Genomic DNA, 17,376 nt, shown 5'->3' on the forward strand with positions numbered 1-17,376 from the left:
CGCGCACGGCCGGCGTCCATGCCCGCGATTGGGGCACTCTTCAGCATGAGGACGGGGCGGCCGGGCCGAATGCGACCCGATCAGCGGCCCGCTTCAGATCCCTCGGCATCCCGACCGTAGGCGAGCCGGAGCAATTCCGCGAGGGACCGGGCGGCGAGCTTCCTCATCAGGCCGGCCCTCCGCATCTCGACCGCCCGGGGGGTGATCGCCAGGCGGGCGGCGATCGCCTTGTTCGGCAGTCCGCCCTTGATCAGGTCGAGGACCTCCCGCTCCTTCTCGGTCAGCGACCGGAAGCGCGCATCGATGGCCTCGCGGTCGACCAGCAGGGCGCGGCGGCGGGCGTCCTCGTCGATCGCCCGCTGCACCTTGTCGAGCAACTCCTGCCGATTGAACGGCTTCTCGACGAACTCGACGGCCCCCGACTTCATCGCCCGGATCGCCATCGGCACGTCGGCGAACGCGGTCATGAAGATCGCCGGCCTCCCCTCGCCGCGTCCGACCAGCTCCTCGAACAGGTCCAGGCCACTCTTGCCCGGCATCCGGACGTCGAAGACCAGGCAGCCCGGACCATCGGGCGGGGACTCGCGGAGGAACTCGGCGGCCGTGCCGAACGCCCGGACCCGGAGCCCGACGGTCTCCATCAGCCAGCGCAGCGAGTCCCTCAAGTCGGCGTCGTCGTCAACGATGTAGACCGTCGGTTCCTGCATCGTCGCGGCCATCGCTCGGGATCGAGACGCGGAAGACGGTGCCGACGCCCGGCTCAGACTCGAACTCGATACGCCCCTGGTGGGCCTCGACGATCGTGCGGCTGATCGCCAGCCCCATGCCCATCCCGTCGGCACGAGTGCTGAAGAATGCGTCGAACACCTGGCGTTCCCGGCCCCCGGCGATGCCCTCGCCGTTGTCGGAAACCTCGAAGGACACCTGCCCAGGTCCGCCCCGCACGGTCGCCATAACGATCTGCGGCGCTTCGACTCCCATGGCCCGAACCGCATCGGTCGCATTGCGAACGAGGTTGACCAGGACCTGCTGGACCTGGACGGGGTCGCACTCGACACCTGGCAAGTCGGGTGCCAGCTCGGTCCTCAGGGCGATCCCGAGTCGCTCGACCTCCCCTCGGAGCAGGTCGGCGACCTCGGCGACGAGGGCGTTCGGCTCGACACGCTCGACGGCCGGCCCCTGGCGGGAGACGAAGCGGCGGATTCGGCGGATGATCTCGCCGGCACGGAGGGTCATCGCGAGGATCCGATCCAGGGCCGCCCGCACCTCGCCGATCGCCGGCCTGGGGCGTTCGAGCGCCACCAGGCAACCCTCGGCGTAATTGGCGATCGCGCCCAGCGGTTGGTTCAGCTCGTGGGCCAGGCCCGTGGCCATCTCGCCGATCACGTTGGTCCGGGAGACGTGGCTGAAGCGCTCAAGCAGCTCGCGATGACGGCGGTCCGCCCGCTCGCGCTCCCTCGACTCGATGCGCAACGCCTCGTTGGCCCGTTCGAGCGAAGCGGTACGCTCGCGGACGCGGCGTTCCAGTTCGTCCCGGGCGTCCCGCAGCTCCGCGAACTGCTCCCGGATCAGCCGGGCCCAGGGCCGGAGGATCAGGAGGGCGACCACGAGCAGGCCGATCAGGTTCGTGGCGGTCATCGCCCAGCCGGTCTGGAGTAGGCGGTCGACACGCCCCCTCGCCTCGCGTTCGTAGAGCCCGACGATCACGTCCATCCGCCAAAGATAGTCATCCTCGGCCTCGAGGATGACGTGCAGGGCCGCCTCGGCCTCCTCCCCCCAGCCGGACCCGCCCCGGATGATCGTCGAGGCGGCGTCTCGCATCCGGCGGTAGTCGGGTTCCAGTGCGTCGAAGGCCCGGCGGATCGACTCGCTGTTGCGTCCGGGCAGCGACCGGAACGCATCCCCCCGCCGGAGACCGCGATGAGACCGGGCCCAGAGTTCGAGCACCCGCCGCAGCTCGTCGAGGTGCCGGGCACGCTCCCCGGACCGCGTCACCGAGACGGCCAGGGCGGCCTTGGCCAGTCGCTGGCTGAGCATCCGCTGACGTCCGGCGACGTTAATCACCGGCGCGTCGGACATCAGGCGGATCATCGAGGGTTGGACCAGGAGCCGATCCGCCAGCAGCAGCGCCGCGATCAACCCCATCGCCAGCCAGGCCGGTCGACTCGGCGGGCCTGGGGGCCGGCCTGCCTCGGAGATCGCGCCCGTCCGGTTTCGCCTGCGGATCATGTTCGCTCAACGGTCGTCGTCGAGGTGAAGGCGGACTCGAACGCACACCGCAACTCCCGAACACCACGAGATCGCCATCGAAGGATTTCAGGTCAAAGGATCACCTCCCTGATCACGTGGCCTTCCACATTCGTCAGGCGGCGTTGCACGCCGTTATGCTCGAACGTCAACGCCTCGTGATCCAGGCCGAGGAGGTGAAGGATGGTGGCGTTGAAGTCGTAGAGGGTGGTGACGTCTCCCACCGCCTTCCTGCCGAGTTCGTCGGTGATTCCATGACTGGCGCCCGGGCGGACGCCGGCGCCAGCCAGCCAGCAGGTGAAACCGTCGGGGTTGTGGTCGCGGCCCCGCGACCCTTTCTGGAACATGGGCATTCGGCCGAATTCGGTGCACCAGACGACCAGCGTCTCCTGGAGCAGCCCCCGTTGCTTCAGGTCGCGGATGAGTGCCGCGGCGGGCTGGTCGAGGATGGCCGCGTGCCGGTCGTACTGCTCCTTGAGCCGGTCATGCCCGTCCCAATTCAACTCACCGCCGCTCGCGTAGGCGCCGTTGAACAGCTGGACGAATCGCACCCCGCGTTCGATGAGCCGGCGGGCCAGGATGCAGTTGCGGGCGAACGCGGCCTTGAGCGGGTTGGACGCGTCGTCGGCGCCGTAGTGCCTCAGCACGTGGCCGGGCTCGTCGGAGAGGTCGCCGGTCTCCGGCAGGCTAAGTTGCATCCGGGCGGCGAGCTCGTAACTCGCGATGCGGGCCGCGAGCTTCTCGTCGCCCGGATGCCGCTGGAGGTGTCGCCGGTTCATCCGTCGCAGCAGCTCCCGGGCGGCGTCGTCGTCCGAGGTCCGCACCCCATCGGGAGGAGTGAGGTGGCGTACCGGGCCGGACGCGTCGAGTGGCGTCCCCTGGTACACGGCCGGCAGGAAGCCCGGACCCCAATTGTTCGAACCGGCCTGCGGAACGCCCCGGGGGTCGGGGATGGCGACGAAGGCCGGCAGGTCCTGGCTCTCGCTGCCGAGCGCGAAGCCGGCCCAGGCGCCGAGGCTCGGGAAGCCGTCGAGCACCGAGCCGGTCGAGAGGAAGTTCTCGGCCGGCCCGTGCGTGTTGCTCGCGCTGGTCAGCGAATGCACGAAGGCGATCTCGTCAGTCAGCCCGGCGAGGTGCGGGATCAGGTCGGAGACCATCTTGCCCGACTGCCCCCTCGGGCGGAACCGATACTGGGGCCGGGCCAGGTCGCCCGCGGGGCCCTGGAACGTCACCGCCGGCCCGTCCTCCAGCGGCCGGCCGTCGTGCTTGATCAATTCCGGCTTGTAGTCCCAGGTCTCGAGCTGACTCACGGCGCCCGCGCAGAAGATGACGACGACGTTTTTCGCCTTCGCCGGGAAGTGCGGCGGCCTCGGGGCGAACGGCCGGGCCGGATCGATGCTCGGGCTGTCGGCGGCGAGGAGTCCGTCGCGGCGGAGCAGGCTGGCCAGCGCGATCGAGCCCAACGCCGTGGCCGACCGGGAGAGGAAATGCCGCCGGTCCAGGAGGAGTCGCCCGGCGGGCGAGACGCGGTCCGAGCTCGGCATGATGTCCTCCGGGAGGGCTGGCGGGCGGGCGGGGCGTTCGGGGTCGGGATGCGGGGGTCAGGGGAGGAAGAGGAACTCGTTGGAATTGAAGAGGGCGCGACCGAGGGCATCCAGCCCGTGCCGACGCACGACGGCGGAGGCGTCGTCGCTCTCGTCCGGGTCGGGATCGCGGCCGAGGGCGAGCTGATAGGCGCGGCGGACCTGGGCCGAGGCGTCCTCGCCTGCCTCCGCCCGGAGCCGGTCGGCGAACGCGCCCGCCTCGTCGAGGGTGAAGCGGCTGTTGAAGAGGTTCAGGGCCTGGATCGGGGTGGTCGACTCGATCCGCCTCGCCGTGCTCTGCCCCGCGTCCGGGCAATCGAACGCGCCGAAGACGGCGTCGCGCTCGCGCCGCACCCTGTGGGCGTAGATCATCCGACGCCTCCCCTTGGCGTCGAACCGCTCGACGGGCGGGAATCCCTGCAGCCCCCCCCGGTGGCGGAAGAAGTCGAATCCGGGGCCGCCCATCTCCGGGTTCAGCCGCCCGCTCACGGCGAGCATCGCGTCTCGGATCGCCTCGGCTTCCAGCCGGCGCGGCGGGAACCGCCAGAGCAGGCGGGCGTCGGAATCCTTCGCCCGGGCGCCGGGGTCGATCCGGCTCGATTGCCGATAGGTCGCCGACAGCACGATCAGGCGGTGCATGTGCTTGACCGACCAGCCTGATCGGATGAATTCCGAGGCGAGCCAGTCGATCAGCTCCGGGTGTGACGGCCTCGCCCCGTTGTGGCCGAAATCGCTCGGTGTCCCCATGAGTCCGATGCCGAAATGCCCCTGCCAGATGCGGTTGACCATCACCCGGGCGGTCAAGGGATTCTCCGGGCTCGCGATCCATCCGGCCAGCGCCTCACGACGCTCCCGCTCGGCGGAGCCCCTCGGGAGGGCGAGCGTCCCGAGGGCGTGGGGGACGGCGGGGGCGACCTCCTCCCTCGGCTGCTCGGGGTCGCCGCGGTGCAGCCGGTGGATCGAATCGGGGGCCCGGAAGACCCCCGCGAAGGCGACCTGCCGGGCGCGGGCGTCGGCAAGCTCCCGCTCCAGGCAATCCCGCTCCTCGATCAGTCGACTAGCAACCCTCGCCTCCTCGGGGTCGAGTCCTGCGGGAAAGGGCGAGACGGGGGGATCGCCCCCTCCCGAGTACTCCCGACGGTCGGACGAATCGGCGACGGCCCGCCACCCGCCCGAGTCGGGGGCGACCTCGATCCGGTAGGCCACTGCGAGTCGGTCGTCAAACTCACCCTCGCGGTCTCGCCCCCAGACGACCCGATCGATCGAGTACTCCCCGGGGAACTCCAGCTCGATCCAGCCCCGTCCCTCCTCGTCCGACATCCAGCTGCTCGAGTTGCCGTAGCGGCCGTCGATGGCGAACCGCAGCTCGTGCCGTCCGGCGACGACCGTGTCGCCGGACGACCAGATCGCGGTGCCGGAGGCGGCGAGCGCGACGTTCCGCCCGTCGACGTCATACACCTCCAGTTCGTCGATGCAGGGCTCCAGCCGGTTCGTCCCGAGGACCGTGAAGCGGACGCGTCGGGCGGCCACCGGGCCGAAGCGATCCGCGTTCTTGCGCGGGTCGACCGGTGGACGCTCGATGCCGGACCCCGCCGTCGGCTCCAGCCCCGCGAGCCGTCGCTCGATGTCTACCAGCCGCGACCGGAGACCGGCCTCTCGCCGCCGGGCCTCGTCGGCCTGGGGCGTCCGGACGGGACGGTCGCCGTACTCCACCCCGGCGAAGAACGCCTGCATCGAGTAATAGTCGACCTGGGAGACGGGGTCGAACTTGTGGTCGTGGCAGCGGGCGCAACCGACGCTCAGGCCCAGGAAGGTCAGCGTCGTGTTGTTGACGATCTCATCGATCGCGTCCTGTCGAGCCAGCCGGATCGAGGGCTCGTCCTTGCCGATCTGGCCGGGGAGGAGCACCGATGCGGTGACGAGGAACCCCGTGGCCTCGTCCCGGCCCAACGCATCGCCCACGATCTGCTCGCGGACGAACCGGTCATACGGCGTGTCGGCGTTGAAGGCGCGGATCACGTAATCGCGATAAGGCCAGGCATTCGGGCGTTCCGTGTTCACCTCGAAGCCATGCGTGTCGGCGTAGCGGACCACGTCGAGCCAGTGCTGCGCCCATCGCTCGCCGTACCTGGGGGAGGCCAGCAACTCGTCGACCACGCGACCGTGGGCATCGGGGCGGGGGTCTGCGACGAAGTCTGCCACCCGCTCGGGAGTCGGCGGCAGCCCCGTGAGGTCGAAGGCCACCCGCCGTAGCCACGAGGCGCGATCCGCCGGGGGTGAGGGGCGCAGTCCCTCGCCCTCTAGGCGGTCGAGGATGAAGCGGTCGATCGCATTCCGCGGCCAGGACCGGTCGACGGATGCCGGCGGCGCCGGGCGAGTCGGCGGGCCGAACGACCAGTGGTCGATCGGGTCCTCCTGCGTCACCCCGTCCACCCCTTCCGGCCACGATGCACCCTGGTCGATCCAGGCGGCCAGGGTGCCGATCTCGGCCTCCGACAGCCGCTCTCCCCTCGGGGGCATGAGCATTTGCTCGTCTTCGCCCGAGGAGAACATGACGATCGGGCTCTCGGACGCCTTCCCCGGCACGATCGCCGGCCCGTAGGCCCCCTCCTTGAAGGCCTCCGATTTGACGTCGAGCCGCAGCCCGGAGCGCTGCCGGTCCGGGCCGTGGCAGCCGAAGCAATGCCGCTCGAGTATCGGACGCACGTCGCGGGCGAACTCCACGGCGGCCGGGCCCGAGTCCTCGGTCGCTCGCAGGTCGGCCGCGACGCCGAGCAGCAGGAAGGGCAGGGCCCCGAGGGTCCGCTTCATGGTGGTCGGCGCCTCATCCGTCGGTGTCTCGCGTCCCGGGGGGACATCCCCGTGTCCCCGGATCGTTCGCCGACGGGCGATGGGAGATCCTCGAGCATCGCCGAGGATGTCCCTCATCACCGGTGTCGGAACCCAGGCCGCGTTTCGCGAGACGATCTCCGATCCGACCCACCATAACGAGTCATCGGGCCCACCGGGAGTATGGAGCAGGCGTGGGGCGTCTCGGTGATCCCGACACGGTGGCCTCGTCGGGAGCCCCGTCAGGTACGGACTCCGGCCGAGGCCGCTGCCGCTCGGCCCCTATCCCGCCGGCTCGACGCCGATCAGGGGTCCTTGGTCATCCCCGACGCGTCCGAGGGCCCGTCGGCCTGGACCAGCGTGGCGCGGTAGTCCCGGAAAATCTCCAGGGCCTCGTCGAAGCCGTCGGCGGCCACGATCCGATCGAGCGAACGGTGGAAGCCGACGAGAAGCCGGTCGGAGTGGGCGGCCAGGCGGCCGAGCCTCTCGTGCGCCGGGTGGGCCCGGAGGCGGCGGACGGCGGCCTCCGCCCGGCAGCGGCGATGGGCCAGGCGGCGGGCCTCGTCGCAGAGGTCGGCGAGCGGGACCGGGCGCGGAGACGCAAAGCGCAGGGAGATCGGCCGGCCGACGGGTGCGGTGCGCAGGGAGATCGGCCGGCCGACGGGTGCGGTCGGGGGCATGGGATGGCCCTCGGATTGGAGATGAAAACCGCGACGGGCACGGTGTCGGAGACGGGGCCTGGCGAAAGAGCAAGGCGCGTGCCCAGGCCGTCTCCCCGCGGCCGAATGGCGTCGGAATCCGAGGAGCCGAGCAAAAATCGAGGGGAAGGCGATGTGAAAGGCATCGAAAGGTCGACCGGGAAACACCCTCGGTTGTAGAAATGACCACAGTCACGAACCGGGCCGACGTCTTGATTTCCTGCAAAGATTACAGCCCGGCGTCGGGAGACGGTCGGCCCGGTCCCGGGAGGGTCGCTCACCCCTGGCCGTCGGGGTTCCAGTTCTCCGGCTCAGCCGGGCAGTTCCTGGCCTCGGGTCTCGGGAGCGAAGGGCAGCAGGGCGACGCCGACGAGCATCAGCAATGCGAGGAGCGAGGCGGAGTCTTCCAGCCGCATCGACCTCCCCCCCGGTCCCTGGAGCCAGCCGCTCAGGAACAGGATGGGGGCGGCGAGGAACCGCCCGAAGTTGAAGCAGAAGCCGGCGCCGGTGCCCCGGACCTCGGTCGGGAACAGCTCGGGGAAATAGACCGCATAGCCGGCGTGCATCCCCAGCGTGAGGAAGCCGAAGACCGGCAGGAACAGCAGAACCGGCGTCACCCCGGAGATCACCTGGAACAGCAACAGCGCCGCGACCAGCCCGCCGAGGTGGAAGGCGAGGAACGCCCCCCGGCGGCCGAAGCGGTCCGCCATCGGCCCGAAGCAGACCAGGCCGATCCCGCCGCCGGTCGTCACCAGGAACATGCCGGCCATCTCCCAGTGCTTCAGGGGCCGGGCGAGGGATGCGAGGAGGTCGGCCCGCTCGGAGTCGTCGGCACCCTCGGGCAACTCGGCGAGGGCACGGGCCTCGACCATCCCCCGGAGGCGGTCCTTGCCGTAGACGTGGGTCCCCCAGAAGGTCGCCAGGCCGACCGTCGCCAGGCCGACCCCGACGAGGGTCCTCCTCAGCAGCGGGCCCCGGAACAGCCGGCCCAGGGCGCCGGAGCCCCGGGGTTTGGAGGGGTCGGCGGAGGGCCCCCGTTCGGGCTCCTTCAGCGACAGCCGGACCCAGAGCACCAGCAGCGCCGGCGCCGCCCCGATCACGAAGCCCCATCGCCAGCCCAGGTCCGGGTTCGCCACCAGCAGCACCCCCGCCGCCGCGGCCATCCAGGAGCCGAGCACGCTGGAGGCGTGGAAGATCGACAGCGACCAAGCCCTCGCACGGCGGGGGAAGACCTCGGCCACCAGGGCGGTCGCCACGGCCCACTCCCCGCCGGTGCCCAGCGCGACGAGGAACCGGAACGCCGCCATCTGCCACCACGAGGCCGAGAAGGCCGAGAGGCAGGTGGCCATCGAGTACATCAGGATCGTCCAGACCAGCACCCGGACCCGGCCGTAACGGTCGCTCAGGCGGCCGAAGACGACCCCCCCCAGGGCGCCTCCGAGCAGGAAGGCGGCGAAGGTCAGGTTCGTGTAGTAGGGGATCGAGGCGTCCGAGGCCGAGGGCGGGATCAGTTCCGGCATCGCCTCGTTCATGCTGGCGACGAAGATCTGGCCCTCGAAGACGTCGAACACCCAGCCGAGCGAGGCGATCACCAGGACGACCCACTGGTAGCGCGAGATCCCCTCGTACCAGGCGCCGGCCTCCGGTGCTCGCTGGTCCAGATCCATCGGTTCGATCCCCCTCGGGCCGACTCGGTGGTGGCTGTCCCCCGGCGGGACGGGGCGCTAGTATAGCCCTCCCCGGGGGCACCCGCAGGGGGCCGTCGGCCTCGATCAAGAGGCAAGGGGGCGGAGGGGGACGCCGCATGAAGCCCGTCCGGTTCGGCCTGATCGGCTACGGGGCCTGGGGGGTCCACCACGCCCGGGTCCTCTCCGGCACCGACGGGGCGGCACTCGTCTCGATCGCCGGCCGATCGGCCGACTCCTGCGACGCGGCCCGGCGTGACCATCCCGGCGCAGCCATCTACGACGACTACGCCGCCATGCTCGACCGGGAGCAGCTCGACGCGGTCGCCGTCGTCCTCCCCTCCCACCTGCACTCCGAGGCCGGCGCCGCCGTGCTCCGGTCGGGTCGGCACCTGCTCCTGGAAAAGCCGATGGCCCTGGACCTGGCCGACTGCGACGCGCTGATCAGCCTCGCCCGGGATCGACGGCTGACCCTGGCCGTCGGCCACGAGTTCCGGCTCTCGTCCCTCTGGGGAGGGGTGAAGCGGATGGTCGACGACGGCGCGATCGGCGTGCCTCGATACGCCCTGATCGAGCTCTGGAGGCGCCCCTACCGCACCGGGTCCGGGGGATGGCGGTATGACCCCGGCCGGGTCGGCAGCTGGATCCTGGAGGAGCCGATCCACTTCTTCGACCTGGCCCGGTGGTACCTCTCCGGGCCCGGAGAGCCGGTCGCCGTGACCGCCCGGGGCAGCTCGAAGCGGGCCGACCGCCCCGAGCTGCTCGACAACTTCAGCGCCTTCGTCGACTTCCCCGGCGGGGCCTATGCCGTCATCTCCCAGACCCTCGCCGCCTTCGAGCACCACCAGGTCGTCAAGCTGACCGGCACCGAGGGGGCCCTCTGGGCCTCCTGGGGCGGGGCGATGGACCGGACCTTCCACCCGAGCTACTCCCTCAAGTATTTCGACGGCCAGACCGTCGTCGACATCCCGATCGATCGCCCGACCGGCGAGGTCTTCGAGCTGGAGGAGCAGGCGGCCATGATGGTCCGGGCCGTCCGTGACGGCACCCCCCCCGCCGTCTCCGGAGAGGACGGACGGCGGTCGGTCGCCCTCTGCCTGGCGGCCCGGCGCTCGATCGAGACGGGCGAGACGGTCCGGATGGATCCGACCCTGGACGACCGATGAATCCCCACCGGGACCCGCCCCCATGCCGCTCGTCCTGATCACCGGGGCCACCGGCCAGGTTGCCAGGGGCGTCCTGCCGATCCTGGGGAGGCGGTTCGACCTCCGCCTGCTCTCCCCCGACGCGGGGGAGTCGGATCCCCGGCACGTCCGGGCCGACCTGCTCGACCTCGACGCGATCACCGGGGCCATGCTCGGGGTCGACGCGGTCCTGCACCTCGCCAAGGCGCCGGGCCATCCGGGCACCTTCGAGGACGACGCCTTCAACGACCTCCAGTTCGACGTGAACGTCAAGGGGACCCACCACGTGTTCGAGGCTGCCCGCAGGGCGGGGGTCCGCCGGGTCGTCTGCGTCAGCAGCCTGATGGTCGTCTGGGGGTACGGCGCCTCGGGGATGGTCCCCGGCGACGCTCCCCCCCGGCCGGTCGGCACCTATGCCCTGACCAAGGCCCTCGCCGAGCAGGTCGCCGGGCACTTCGGCCGGTCCTCCGACCTGGAGGCCGTCATCCTCCGGATCGCCGCCCCCCTCGACCCCGACGACCCCGACCTCGCCCGGTCCCCCGTCCGGCCCCAGCAGGTCCCCCTGCCGGACCTGGCCGAGGCCTTCGCCCTGGCACTGACCGTCCCCCTCCCCCACGATGAGGTACCGATCGTCACGATCGTCGGCGAGAGCTCCCGACGCCGATGGGACCTCGGGCCCGCCCGACGACTGCTCGGCTTCGAGCCGAAGATCCGGCTGGACGACCTCGGCGTCTCCTTCGCCGACCCCTTCGACGTGCCCCCGGGATCCGGGAAATGATTTGTTGCGTGATGGCAATCGGTCGTTGACTGTGTCGCGATGATCGGGACAATGTCGAGTGTCGGGGGAGGGCCGGGCGGCCCGGAGGGATCGAGTCGACGCTGGGGGTATCGGTGGACCGGGGCGGGGGGCGAGCCGTGGCCGATTCGAGCAGTTCCGAGGCGCGATCGGGGGCCGGGCAGTCGGGGGGGAGCCCCAGGGACCTCCTGCCGATGCTGGAGGAACTGGGGCTCGTCCGGGAGGCAGAGGCGGCCGCCGTGCTCGACGCGATCACGGTCGAGGGGGGCGAGCACTCGGTCGACCGGTTCGCCCGTCGGCTGGCCGGCGAGGGGCTGCTGACGCCCTTCCAGGCGGGGGTGATCGCCCGAGGCAGGGGAGCCGACCTGAGGGTCGGCAACCACGTGCTCGAGCGGCCGATCGGCTCGGGGGGCATGGGGAAGGTCTACCTGGCCCGGCACCGGACCCTCCGCCGGGAGGCGGCGATCAAGGTGGTCGACTCCTCCTTCGCCCGGGAACCGAAGGTGGTCCGGCGGTTCCGGCTGGAGGTCGAGGCGATGGCCCGGCTCGACCACCCGAACCTCGTGCACGCCTTCGACGCCGGGGAGGTCCGGGGCAGGCCCTACATGATCATGGAGTACGTCGACGGGCCGGATCTCGGTCGGTTGATCCGGGAAGAGGGACCTCTGCCCATCCCCCGGGCCGTCGACGCGGTCATCCAGGCCGCCCGGGGGCTGAAGGCGGCCCACGACCGGGGGATCGTCCACCGGGACGTGAAGCCGCACAACCTGCTGATCTCGAAGGATGGCACGGTCAAGGTCTCCGACCTCGGCCTGGCCCGCCTCGTCGCCGACGTCGGGGGAGGGGGCGAGCCCGACGGCGAGGACCTCCAGCTGACCCGGTTCGGCGCGATGATCGGCACGGTCCACTTCATGTCCCCCGAGCAGGCCAGGAACTCCAGGTACGCCGACGAGCGGTCGGACGTCTACTCCCTGGGGTGCACGCTGTACAGCCTGCTGACGGGCAAGATGCCCTTCCGGGGAGGCGCCGCGATCGACGTGGTCCTGGCCCACCGGACCGAGCCCGTGCCGTCGTCGAAGGCGATCCGCCCCGAGGTCTCGGCGGAGCTGGACGCGATCTGCCGGGGGATGATGGCCAAGGAACCGGGTGACAGGCCCCGGTCGATGGCCGAGGTGATCGAGACGCTGGGGTCCTGCTCGACGGAGGCCGATCCCGACGAAGGGGGAGATCCCCTGGCCGGGCTGGTACTCGATGTCGGGACCGGCCTGAAGGTGAGGGAAGAGGCCCCGGGGCGGGGCGGCGTCGCGTGGTGGTCGCGTCCGGCCGTGCTGGGGACCGGGGCGGCCTCGGCCGTCCTGGTGCTGGTGATGGCGGTGATGCGGCCCCGGTCCCGGGAGGATGACAGCGCGCCGCCGTCCCGCCCCGAGGCGTCGGGCCCGGTGAGCTGGATCACCGAACCGTCCCCCGAGCTTGAGCCCGAGCCGGAGCCCGGATTGGATCCGGTGCAGGTCCCGGTCCCGGAGCCCGAATCGAGGCCGATGCCCGGCTCCCCGGTCGACGCGGTCGATTCCCTTCCCGAGTTGACCTCGCCGGAGGTCGATCTGCTCGCCGAGGTCGGCCCTCCCGGCGAGCGACACGCCTTCGAGGGCCACCGGGGGGACCTGAGGGCCCTGGCGGTCTCTCCCGACGGCACGATGGCACTGACCGGCGCCAGTGACGGCACGGCGAGGCTCTGGGACCTGTCTGCCGGCTCGATGACCCTCGGCTTCCAGGTCGGGCCGATCGTCGACGCCGTGGCGATTTCCCCGGACGGCCGACTCGCCATGGTCGGCACCTCGACGGGGCAGGCGTACCTGGTCGACCTGGAACGGCTCCGCTCCCTCCCGCCTTCGGCCGGAGCCTCGACCGCCATGGAGGACCTGATCGCCCTGCCCGGCCACCAGGGGGCGGTCAACGGCCTGGCCTTCTCGCCCGACGGCAAGTCGGCCATCACGTGCGGGGCCGACGGGACGGTCCGGCTCTGGGACCCTGGGACCGGGACGCCGATCGACCGGCTCGAGGGCCTCGGAGACGCCGGGGTCTGGTGCGCGCTCCCCTCGCCCGAGGGCCGATGGCTGCTGACCCTGGGGGGCGACGGCCGGGCCCGGCTCCGGGAACAGTCGAGCGGCTCGATCGCCGCGGGGCCGCTCTGGAGCCCCGAGGGGGCCCGGGCCGCCGCGTTCGGCCCGGACGGGACCTCGGCGATCGTCGGCGGGATCGACGGAAAGCTCCGGCTCTGGGACCTGAGGACCGACCGCCTCCGGTGGCGGGTCGACTCCGGGCAGGGGAGGGTCCTCGGCGTGGCCTACTCCGGGGACGGCCGGTCGGTCTCGTCGGTCGGCGAGCGGGACGTGGTGCTGCGGGACTCGAACTCGGGGGCCGAGCGGCACCGGTTCGAGCTGGACCAGGAGTCCCGGGCGGTCGCCTTCGTGCCCGGCAAGGACTTCGCGGTCTCGGCCGGGGCCGACGGGCTGCTCCGGCTCTGGGCCCTCCCCCCGGCCGACGGAGACGACGGAGAGGACGGGGCCGTGCCCAGGCCGATCGGTTCCGGCCGGGTGGTCCGGGCGCCGGGCCCGGGGGCGTGCTCGATCCTGGACGGGGCGGACGACCGGGCCTTCGCCCGATGGCTGGCCGACTGCCGGGAGAAGAACCTGATCCCGAGGGACCTGGACGCCTTCGACTCCGACGGGATCGCTCTGTTCGGCGGGGTCGCCGAGCCGAACCTCGCCGGACTGCGATGGCAATGCGAGGTGATCCGGGGCGAGCAGGAGCTGGAGCTCCGGGTCCAGGAGCTCGAGGCCCTCCGGCTCGAGCTGGCCGCGTTCGACGCATGCATGGACGGGCCCGATCCGGTGGGCGTCTGCCTGTTCGTGCCCGGGGCGGGAGGGCCGTCGCCGTCGTGGTCGATCGGCGTGGTGGCCGACGACGCCGTGGTCGCCTCCTTCCTCGACGAGCGTCGGGCCGCCCGACACCGGCCGAGCCGGGTCGCCTCGTACGTCGTCCGCGGTGCGAGGCGGCTGGCGATCCAGTCGGTCCCCGACGACGGTGCCCCCTGGGCCTTGCACCACGACCTGCCGGCCGACCGCCTCGCCGAGGTGCTCGCCAATGCCAGGAGGCAGGGGCTCCGCCCGGTGTCGGTCGAGGCCGACGCGACCGGCGGGTCGATCCGCTACGCCCTGCTCCTGGTCGGCGGGCTCCCGGCACCGCCCTTCGTCTTCGACCCGGCCGTCGACGAACTCGCCTGGCACGACCTGCGCGATCGTCGGCTCTCGGCCGGGGCCCGCCCCGAGTCGATCTCCACCGTCAGGAACGACGGCCGGGAACGCTCGTTCGCCCTGTGGAAGCGGCCCTGATCCCCCCGGTCAGGCCCCGGAGAGATCCAGGGTCAGGATCGTGATGTCATCCTGGTGCGAGGCCGATCCCGAGAAGGCGACCAGCTCGGCGAGCAGGCCGTCGAGCAGCTCCGGGCCCCGGCGATCACCCCGCATCAGGGCCTCGACCAGCCTCCCCTGGCCGAACATGCCGCCGGGACCCCGGGCCTCGGTGATCCCGTCGGTGTAGAAGAGCAGCGAGTCGCCGGGGGAGAGCGCCAGCGTGACCTGCTCGCACGGCAGGTCGAGCAAGGCCGAGGAGAGCAGCGGCCCGGTCGCGTCCAGCAGCCGGACCATGCCCGAACCGCCCCGGACGGCCGGCTCGGGATGGCCGGCGTTGATGTAGGCCAGCCCCCGGCGACTGGCGTCGACCCGGGCGGTGCAGAGGGTGACGAACCGGCTCGGCTCGAAGTCCCGGAGCCCTTCCCGGACCCGGTCGATCACGCTCGACGGCTCGAAGCCGTCGACGTGGGAGGCGCGGAACGCCGCCTTGACCAGGCCGGTCATCATCGCCGCCGAGGCCCCGTGGCCGACCACGTCGGCGATGAGCAGGGCGACCGAGCCGTCGCCCGCCTCGACATAATCGTAGATGTCCCCGGCCAGCTCCGAGCAGGCCAGGTATCGCGCGGCGATGGCCAGGCCCTCCCGCTCCAGCAAGGGGGGCGGCAGCAGACTCTGCTGGAACCGCCGGGCCTCGTCCAGCTCCCGCGCGACCCGGCGGAGGTAGCGCTCGCGCTCCCCCCTGAGGAGGCGAAGTTCCAGGCAACGGCCGACGAGGGTCAGCAGGACCCGGCGGTCGAACGGCTTCTGGACGAAGTAGAAGGCCCCCTCGTCGATGGCCCGGATCAGGTTCTCGTCCGGCTCCTCGGCATTGCCGGTCATCAAGATCACGTCGACGTCGGGCAGGGTCGACTTCAAGGCCCGGGTGACCTCGAAGCCGGTCATCTCGGGGAGCCGGATGTCGACGATCGCGAGGTCCGGGCGCTGCCGGGCGGCCTCGTCGAGGGCCTCGGCCCCGGTCGAGGCGGTCGAGACGCGATGCCGGCGGCCGAGCACCCGGGAGACGGCCCGGAGGATGCCCGGGTCGTCGTCGACGATCAGGATGCGGGCGGCGTTCGGGTCGAGGCTCACGGGCCGCCCTCCGATCGGATGGGGAAGGAGGCCCGGACTCCGGTCCCGGCCCCGGGCGTGCTCTCGATCGAGAAATGCCCGCGCATCTGCGCCACGATCGACCGGCAGATCGCCAGGCCGAGCCCGTGGCCGTCGTCCTTGGTGGTGAAGAACGGCTCCCGGATGCGGGCCAGCCGCTCCCGGGTCATGCCGCAGCCGGTGTCTTCGACCGTCAGCTCGACCAGCTCGCCGTCCCGACGGGCCCGGACGGCGATCGAGCCCCCCGCCCGGCAGGCGTCCCGGGCGTTGCTCAGCAGGTTGAGCAGTAGTTGCTCCAGGTCGGCCTGGACCCCAGTGACGGGGGGGAGGTCCTCCGGCAGCTCGACGACCAGCCGGATGCCGCCCCGGTCGATGCTCTGTCGGAGGATCGAGAGGGCGTTGTCGACCGCCTGCCGGAGCCGGACGGGGCTGGGGCTGCGGGCCAGGCCCCGGGCGAATCCGAGCATGCCGCCGAAGATGCGACGGCAGGCCTGGATGGAACGCTCGATCTCGATGAGGTCCTCGGCGGCGACCCCGGGATCCAGCTCGCCCCGGCCCAGTTCCTCCCGCATCTGCTGGACCAGGGGCAGGACGCCCCCCAGCGCGTTGTTCACGTCGTGCGAGACGCCCCGGGCCAGGTCGGCCATCGCGTGCTTGCGCTCCGCCTCCAGCACCTTCTGCTCCAGCGACTCGGCCCGCCGGGAGTTCTGCAGGGCCACGGCCGCCTGCGGCAGGAACTGGGAGACCAGCTCGACCTCGTAGCGGCCGAAGGAGCCCGGGTGCAGCGCGGCGACTTTCAGCAGCCCGAGCAGGTCGGCCCGGGCAACAAGCGGGGCGCAGAGGATCGCCCCCTCGGCGGGGACGCCCCGGGGGACGGCGTCGTCGAAGTCGAGCCACTCCGCAAGGGCGGTGGCGTCCGTCCCGGTCCAGTCGGTCCAGCGCCGGCCGTCCCGGTCGAAACCGCAGACGTGGCCCTCGCACATCAGGCCCCGGAGGGCGGCGGCCGGGGAGAGCCTCCGCCCCACGTTTCGGCCCTTGGCCTTCTGCCAGGCGACCTGCTCGGCGACCACTTCCAGCGCGTCCGACTCCCCGTCGTAGGTCAGCAAGGTCGCCGAGTGGTCGTAGGCGATCAGCGACTTCAGCCCGTGCAGGACCTCGTAGAAGAGGTGCTTCGGCCGGCTCTGCTCCAGCACCTTGCGGTCGACCCGGGCCCGGACCTCCCGGACCCGGTCCCGGTCGATCTGGTCGATCAGCTCGTTGGCGAGGGAGCCGATCGACGAGAACGACTGCCGAGAATCCCAGTGATACTCGGTCCCCGACGATCGCACGGCCAGGGCGCCCCACATCCGGCCGTGACGCCGGATGCGGGCGAGCATCAGCTCGGGGGGGACGCAGACCTTCTCCCCCCGGAGGAACCCGGCGAGCATCGCGCGGTCCCACCCCGAATCGGTGGGGAATTCGAAGAGGAGCCGTGCCTCCCCGCTGCCTTGCTTGACGGTGGCGACGCAGCCCTCGGCCGCCCGGAAACGCTCCATCCCCAGCCTCAGGGCGGTCCGGAGCACCTTGTCGGCGTCCCGGCCGTCCCGGAACTGGTTGCGGAATCGCCAGAGGTGCGGGAGTAGGTCGTCGGGGGGGCCCGGGGCGGAGGGCTTCCCCGATGGGGGCCCTTCTCCGCCCCGATCCGAGGCCGATGCCTTCCGAGCCCGAGCCTTGCCCACGGTGCCGCCCGATCGGTCGGGGAGGACGCCGGGGAGGGGGCCGCACCCCGGCGGTGCGGCGTCGGCCCCGGCGAGTG

11 protein-coding genes are annotated in these 17,376 nt (G+C 71.8%); 3 read left to right on the top strand and 8 right to left on the bottom strand.

Annotated features, from left to right (window positions below; all coding sequences use genetic code 11):
• Positions 1-80 precede the first annotated feature (80 nt).
• The 6 genes from ElP_RS17730 to ElP_RS17755 all read right to left on the bottom strand — a co-directional run bounded on the left by ElP_RS17730 (position 81) and on the right by ElP_RS17755 (position 9,024).
• Complete coding sequence (locus tag ElP_RS17730; RefSeq protein ID WP_145278521.1) at positions 81-707, bottom strand: response regulator transcription factor; 627 nt, start codon at positions 705-707, stop codon at positions 81-83.
• On the bottom strand, positions 679-2,229 hold the full coding sequence (locus ElP_RS17735) for an ATP-binding protein (protein WP_145271499.1): 1,551 nt from the start codon (positions 2,227-2,229) through the stop codon (positions 679-681). The genes ElP_RS17730 and ElP_RS17735 overlap by 29 nt, the downstream gene beginning before the upstream one ends.
• 92 nt (positions 2,230-2,321) lie before the next feature.
• Positions 2,322-3,791 (bottom strand): DUF1501 domain-containing protein, encoded by a 1,470-nt coding sequence (locus ElP_RS17740; RefSeq protein ID WP_145271501.1) that lies wholly within the window; start codon positions 3,789-3,791, stop codon positions 2,322-2,324.
• Between the two features lie 57 nt (positions 3,792-3,848).
• A complete protein-coding gene (locus ElP_RS17745; RefSeq protein ID WP_145271503.1) occupies positions 3,849-6,641 on the bottom strand; it encodes a PSD1 and planctomycete cytochrome C domain-containing protein in 2,793 nt (930 codons plus the stop codon).
• Positions 6,642-6,964: 323 nt separating this feature from the next.
• The gene (locus tag ElP_RS17750; protein WP_145271505.1) at positions 6,965-7,339 is read right to left on the bottom strand and encodes a hypothetical protein; all 375 of its coding nucleotides are present in this window, start codon (positions 7,337-7,339) and stop codon (positions 6,965-6,967) included.
• A 329-nt stretch (positions 7,340-7,668) separates the two neighbouring features.
• Positions 7,669-9,024: an MFS transporter gene (locus ElP_RS17755; RefSeq protein ID WP_145271507.1), complete on the bottom strand. Its 1,356-nt coding sequence runs from the start codon at positions 9,022-9,024 to the stop codon at positions 7,669-7,671.
• A 137-nt stretch (positions 9,025-9,161) separates the two neighbouring features.
• Between ElP_RS17755 and ElP_RS17760 the strand changes: the two genes are divergently transcribed.
• The 3 genes from ElP_RS17760 (at position 9,162) to ElP_RS17770 (ending at position 14,414) form a co-directional block, all read left to right on the top strand.
• Complete coding sequence (locus ElP_RS17760; protein ID WP_145271509.1) at positions 9,162-10,208, top strand: Gfo/Idh/MocA family protein; 1,047 nt, start codon at positions 9,162-9,164, stop codon at positions 10,206-10,208.
• Between the two features lie 22 nt (positions 10,209-10,230).
• Entirely contained in the window at positions 10,231-11,004 is a 774-nt protein-coding gene (locus ElP_RS17765; protein ID WP_145271511.1) for an NAD-dependent epimerase/dehydratase family protein, read from the top strand.
• A 212-nt stretch (positions 11,005-11,216) separates the two neighbouring features.
• Entirely contained in the window at positions 11,217-14,414 is a 3,198-nt protein-coding gene (locus ElP_RS17770) for a WD40 repeat domain-containing serine/threonine protein kinase (RefSeq protein ID WP_145271513.1), read from the top strand.
• A 9-nt stretch (positions 14,415-14,423) separates the two neighbouring features.
• Here the strand turns inward: ElP_RS17770 and ElP_RS38310 are convergent, their stop codons facing one another.
• Entirely contained in the window at positions 14,424-15,563 is a 1,140-nt protein-coding gene (locus tag ElP_RS38310) for a PP2C family protein-serine/threonine phosphatase (protein WP_197446148.1), read from the bottom strand.
• On the bottom strand, positions 15,560-17,299 hold the full coding sequence (locus ElP_RS17785; RefSeq protein WP_145271517.1) for a sensor histidine kinase: 1,740 nt from the start codon (positions 17,297-17,299) through the stop codon (positions 15,560-15,562). The genes ElP_RS38310 and ElP_RS17785 overlap by 4 nt, the downstream gene beginning before the upstream one ends.
• Positions 17,300-17,376: the final 77 nt, after the last annotated feature.

It is taken from the genome of Tautonia plasticadhaerens, assembly GCF_007752535.1.
GTDB classification, from domain to species: domain Bacteria; phylum Planctomycetota; class Planctomycetia; order Isosphaerales; family Isosphaeraceae; genus Tautonia; species Tautonia plasticadhaerens.

Bases quoted from the DNA above. Each gene is read 5' to 3' on its own strand.
- ElP_RS17765 (WP_145271511.1), top strand. From the start codon at position 10,231: ATGCCGCTCGTCCTGATCACCGGGGCCACCGGCCAGGTTGCCAGGGGC.
- ElP_RS17760 (WP_145271509.1), top strand. From the start codon at position 9,162: ATGAAGCCCGTCCGGTTCGGCCTGATCGGCTACGGGGCCTGGGGGGTC.
- ElP_RS17735 (WP_145271499.1), bottom strand. From the start codon at position 2,229: ATGATCCGCAGGCGAAACCGGACGGGCGCGATCTCCGAGGCAGGCCGG.
- ElP_RS17730 (WP_145278521.1), bottom strand. From the start codon at position 707: ATGCAGGAACCGACGGTCTACATCGTTGACGACGACGCCGACTTGAGG.
- ElP_RS17755 (WP_145271507.1), bottom strand. From the start codon at position 9,024: ATGGATCTGGACCAGCGAGCACCGGAGGCCGGCGCCTGGTACGAGGGG.
- ElP_RS17750 (WP_145271505.1), bottom strand. From the start codon at position 7,339: ATGCCCCCGACCGCACCCGTCGGCCGGCCGATCTCCCTGCGCACCGCA.
- ElP_RS17740 (WP_145271501.1), bottom strand. From the start codon at position 3,791: ATGCCGAGCTCGGACCGCGTCTCGCCCGCCGGGCGACTCCTCCTGGAC.
- ElP_RS17770 (WP_145271513.1), top strand. From the start codon at position 11,217: ATGCTGGAGGAACTGGGGCTCGTCCGGGAGGCAGAGGCGGCCGCCGTG.
- ElP_RS17745 (WP_145271503.1), bottom strand. From the start codon at position 6,641: ATGAAGCGGACCCTCGGGGCCCTGCCCTTCCTGCTGCTCGGCGTCGCG.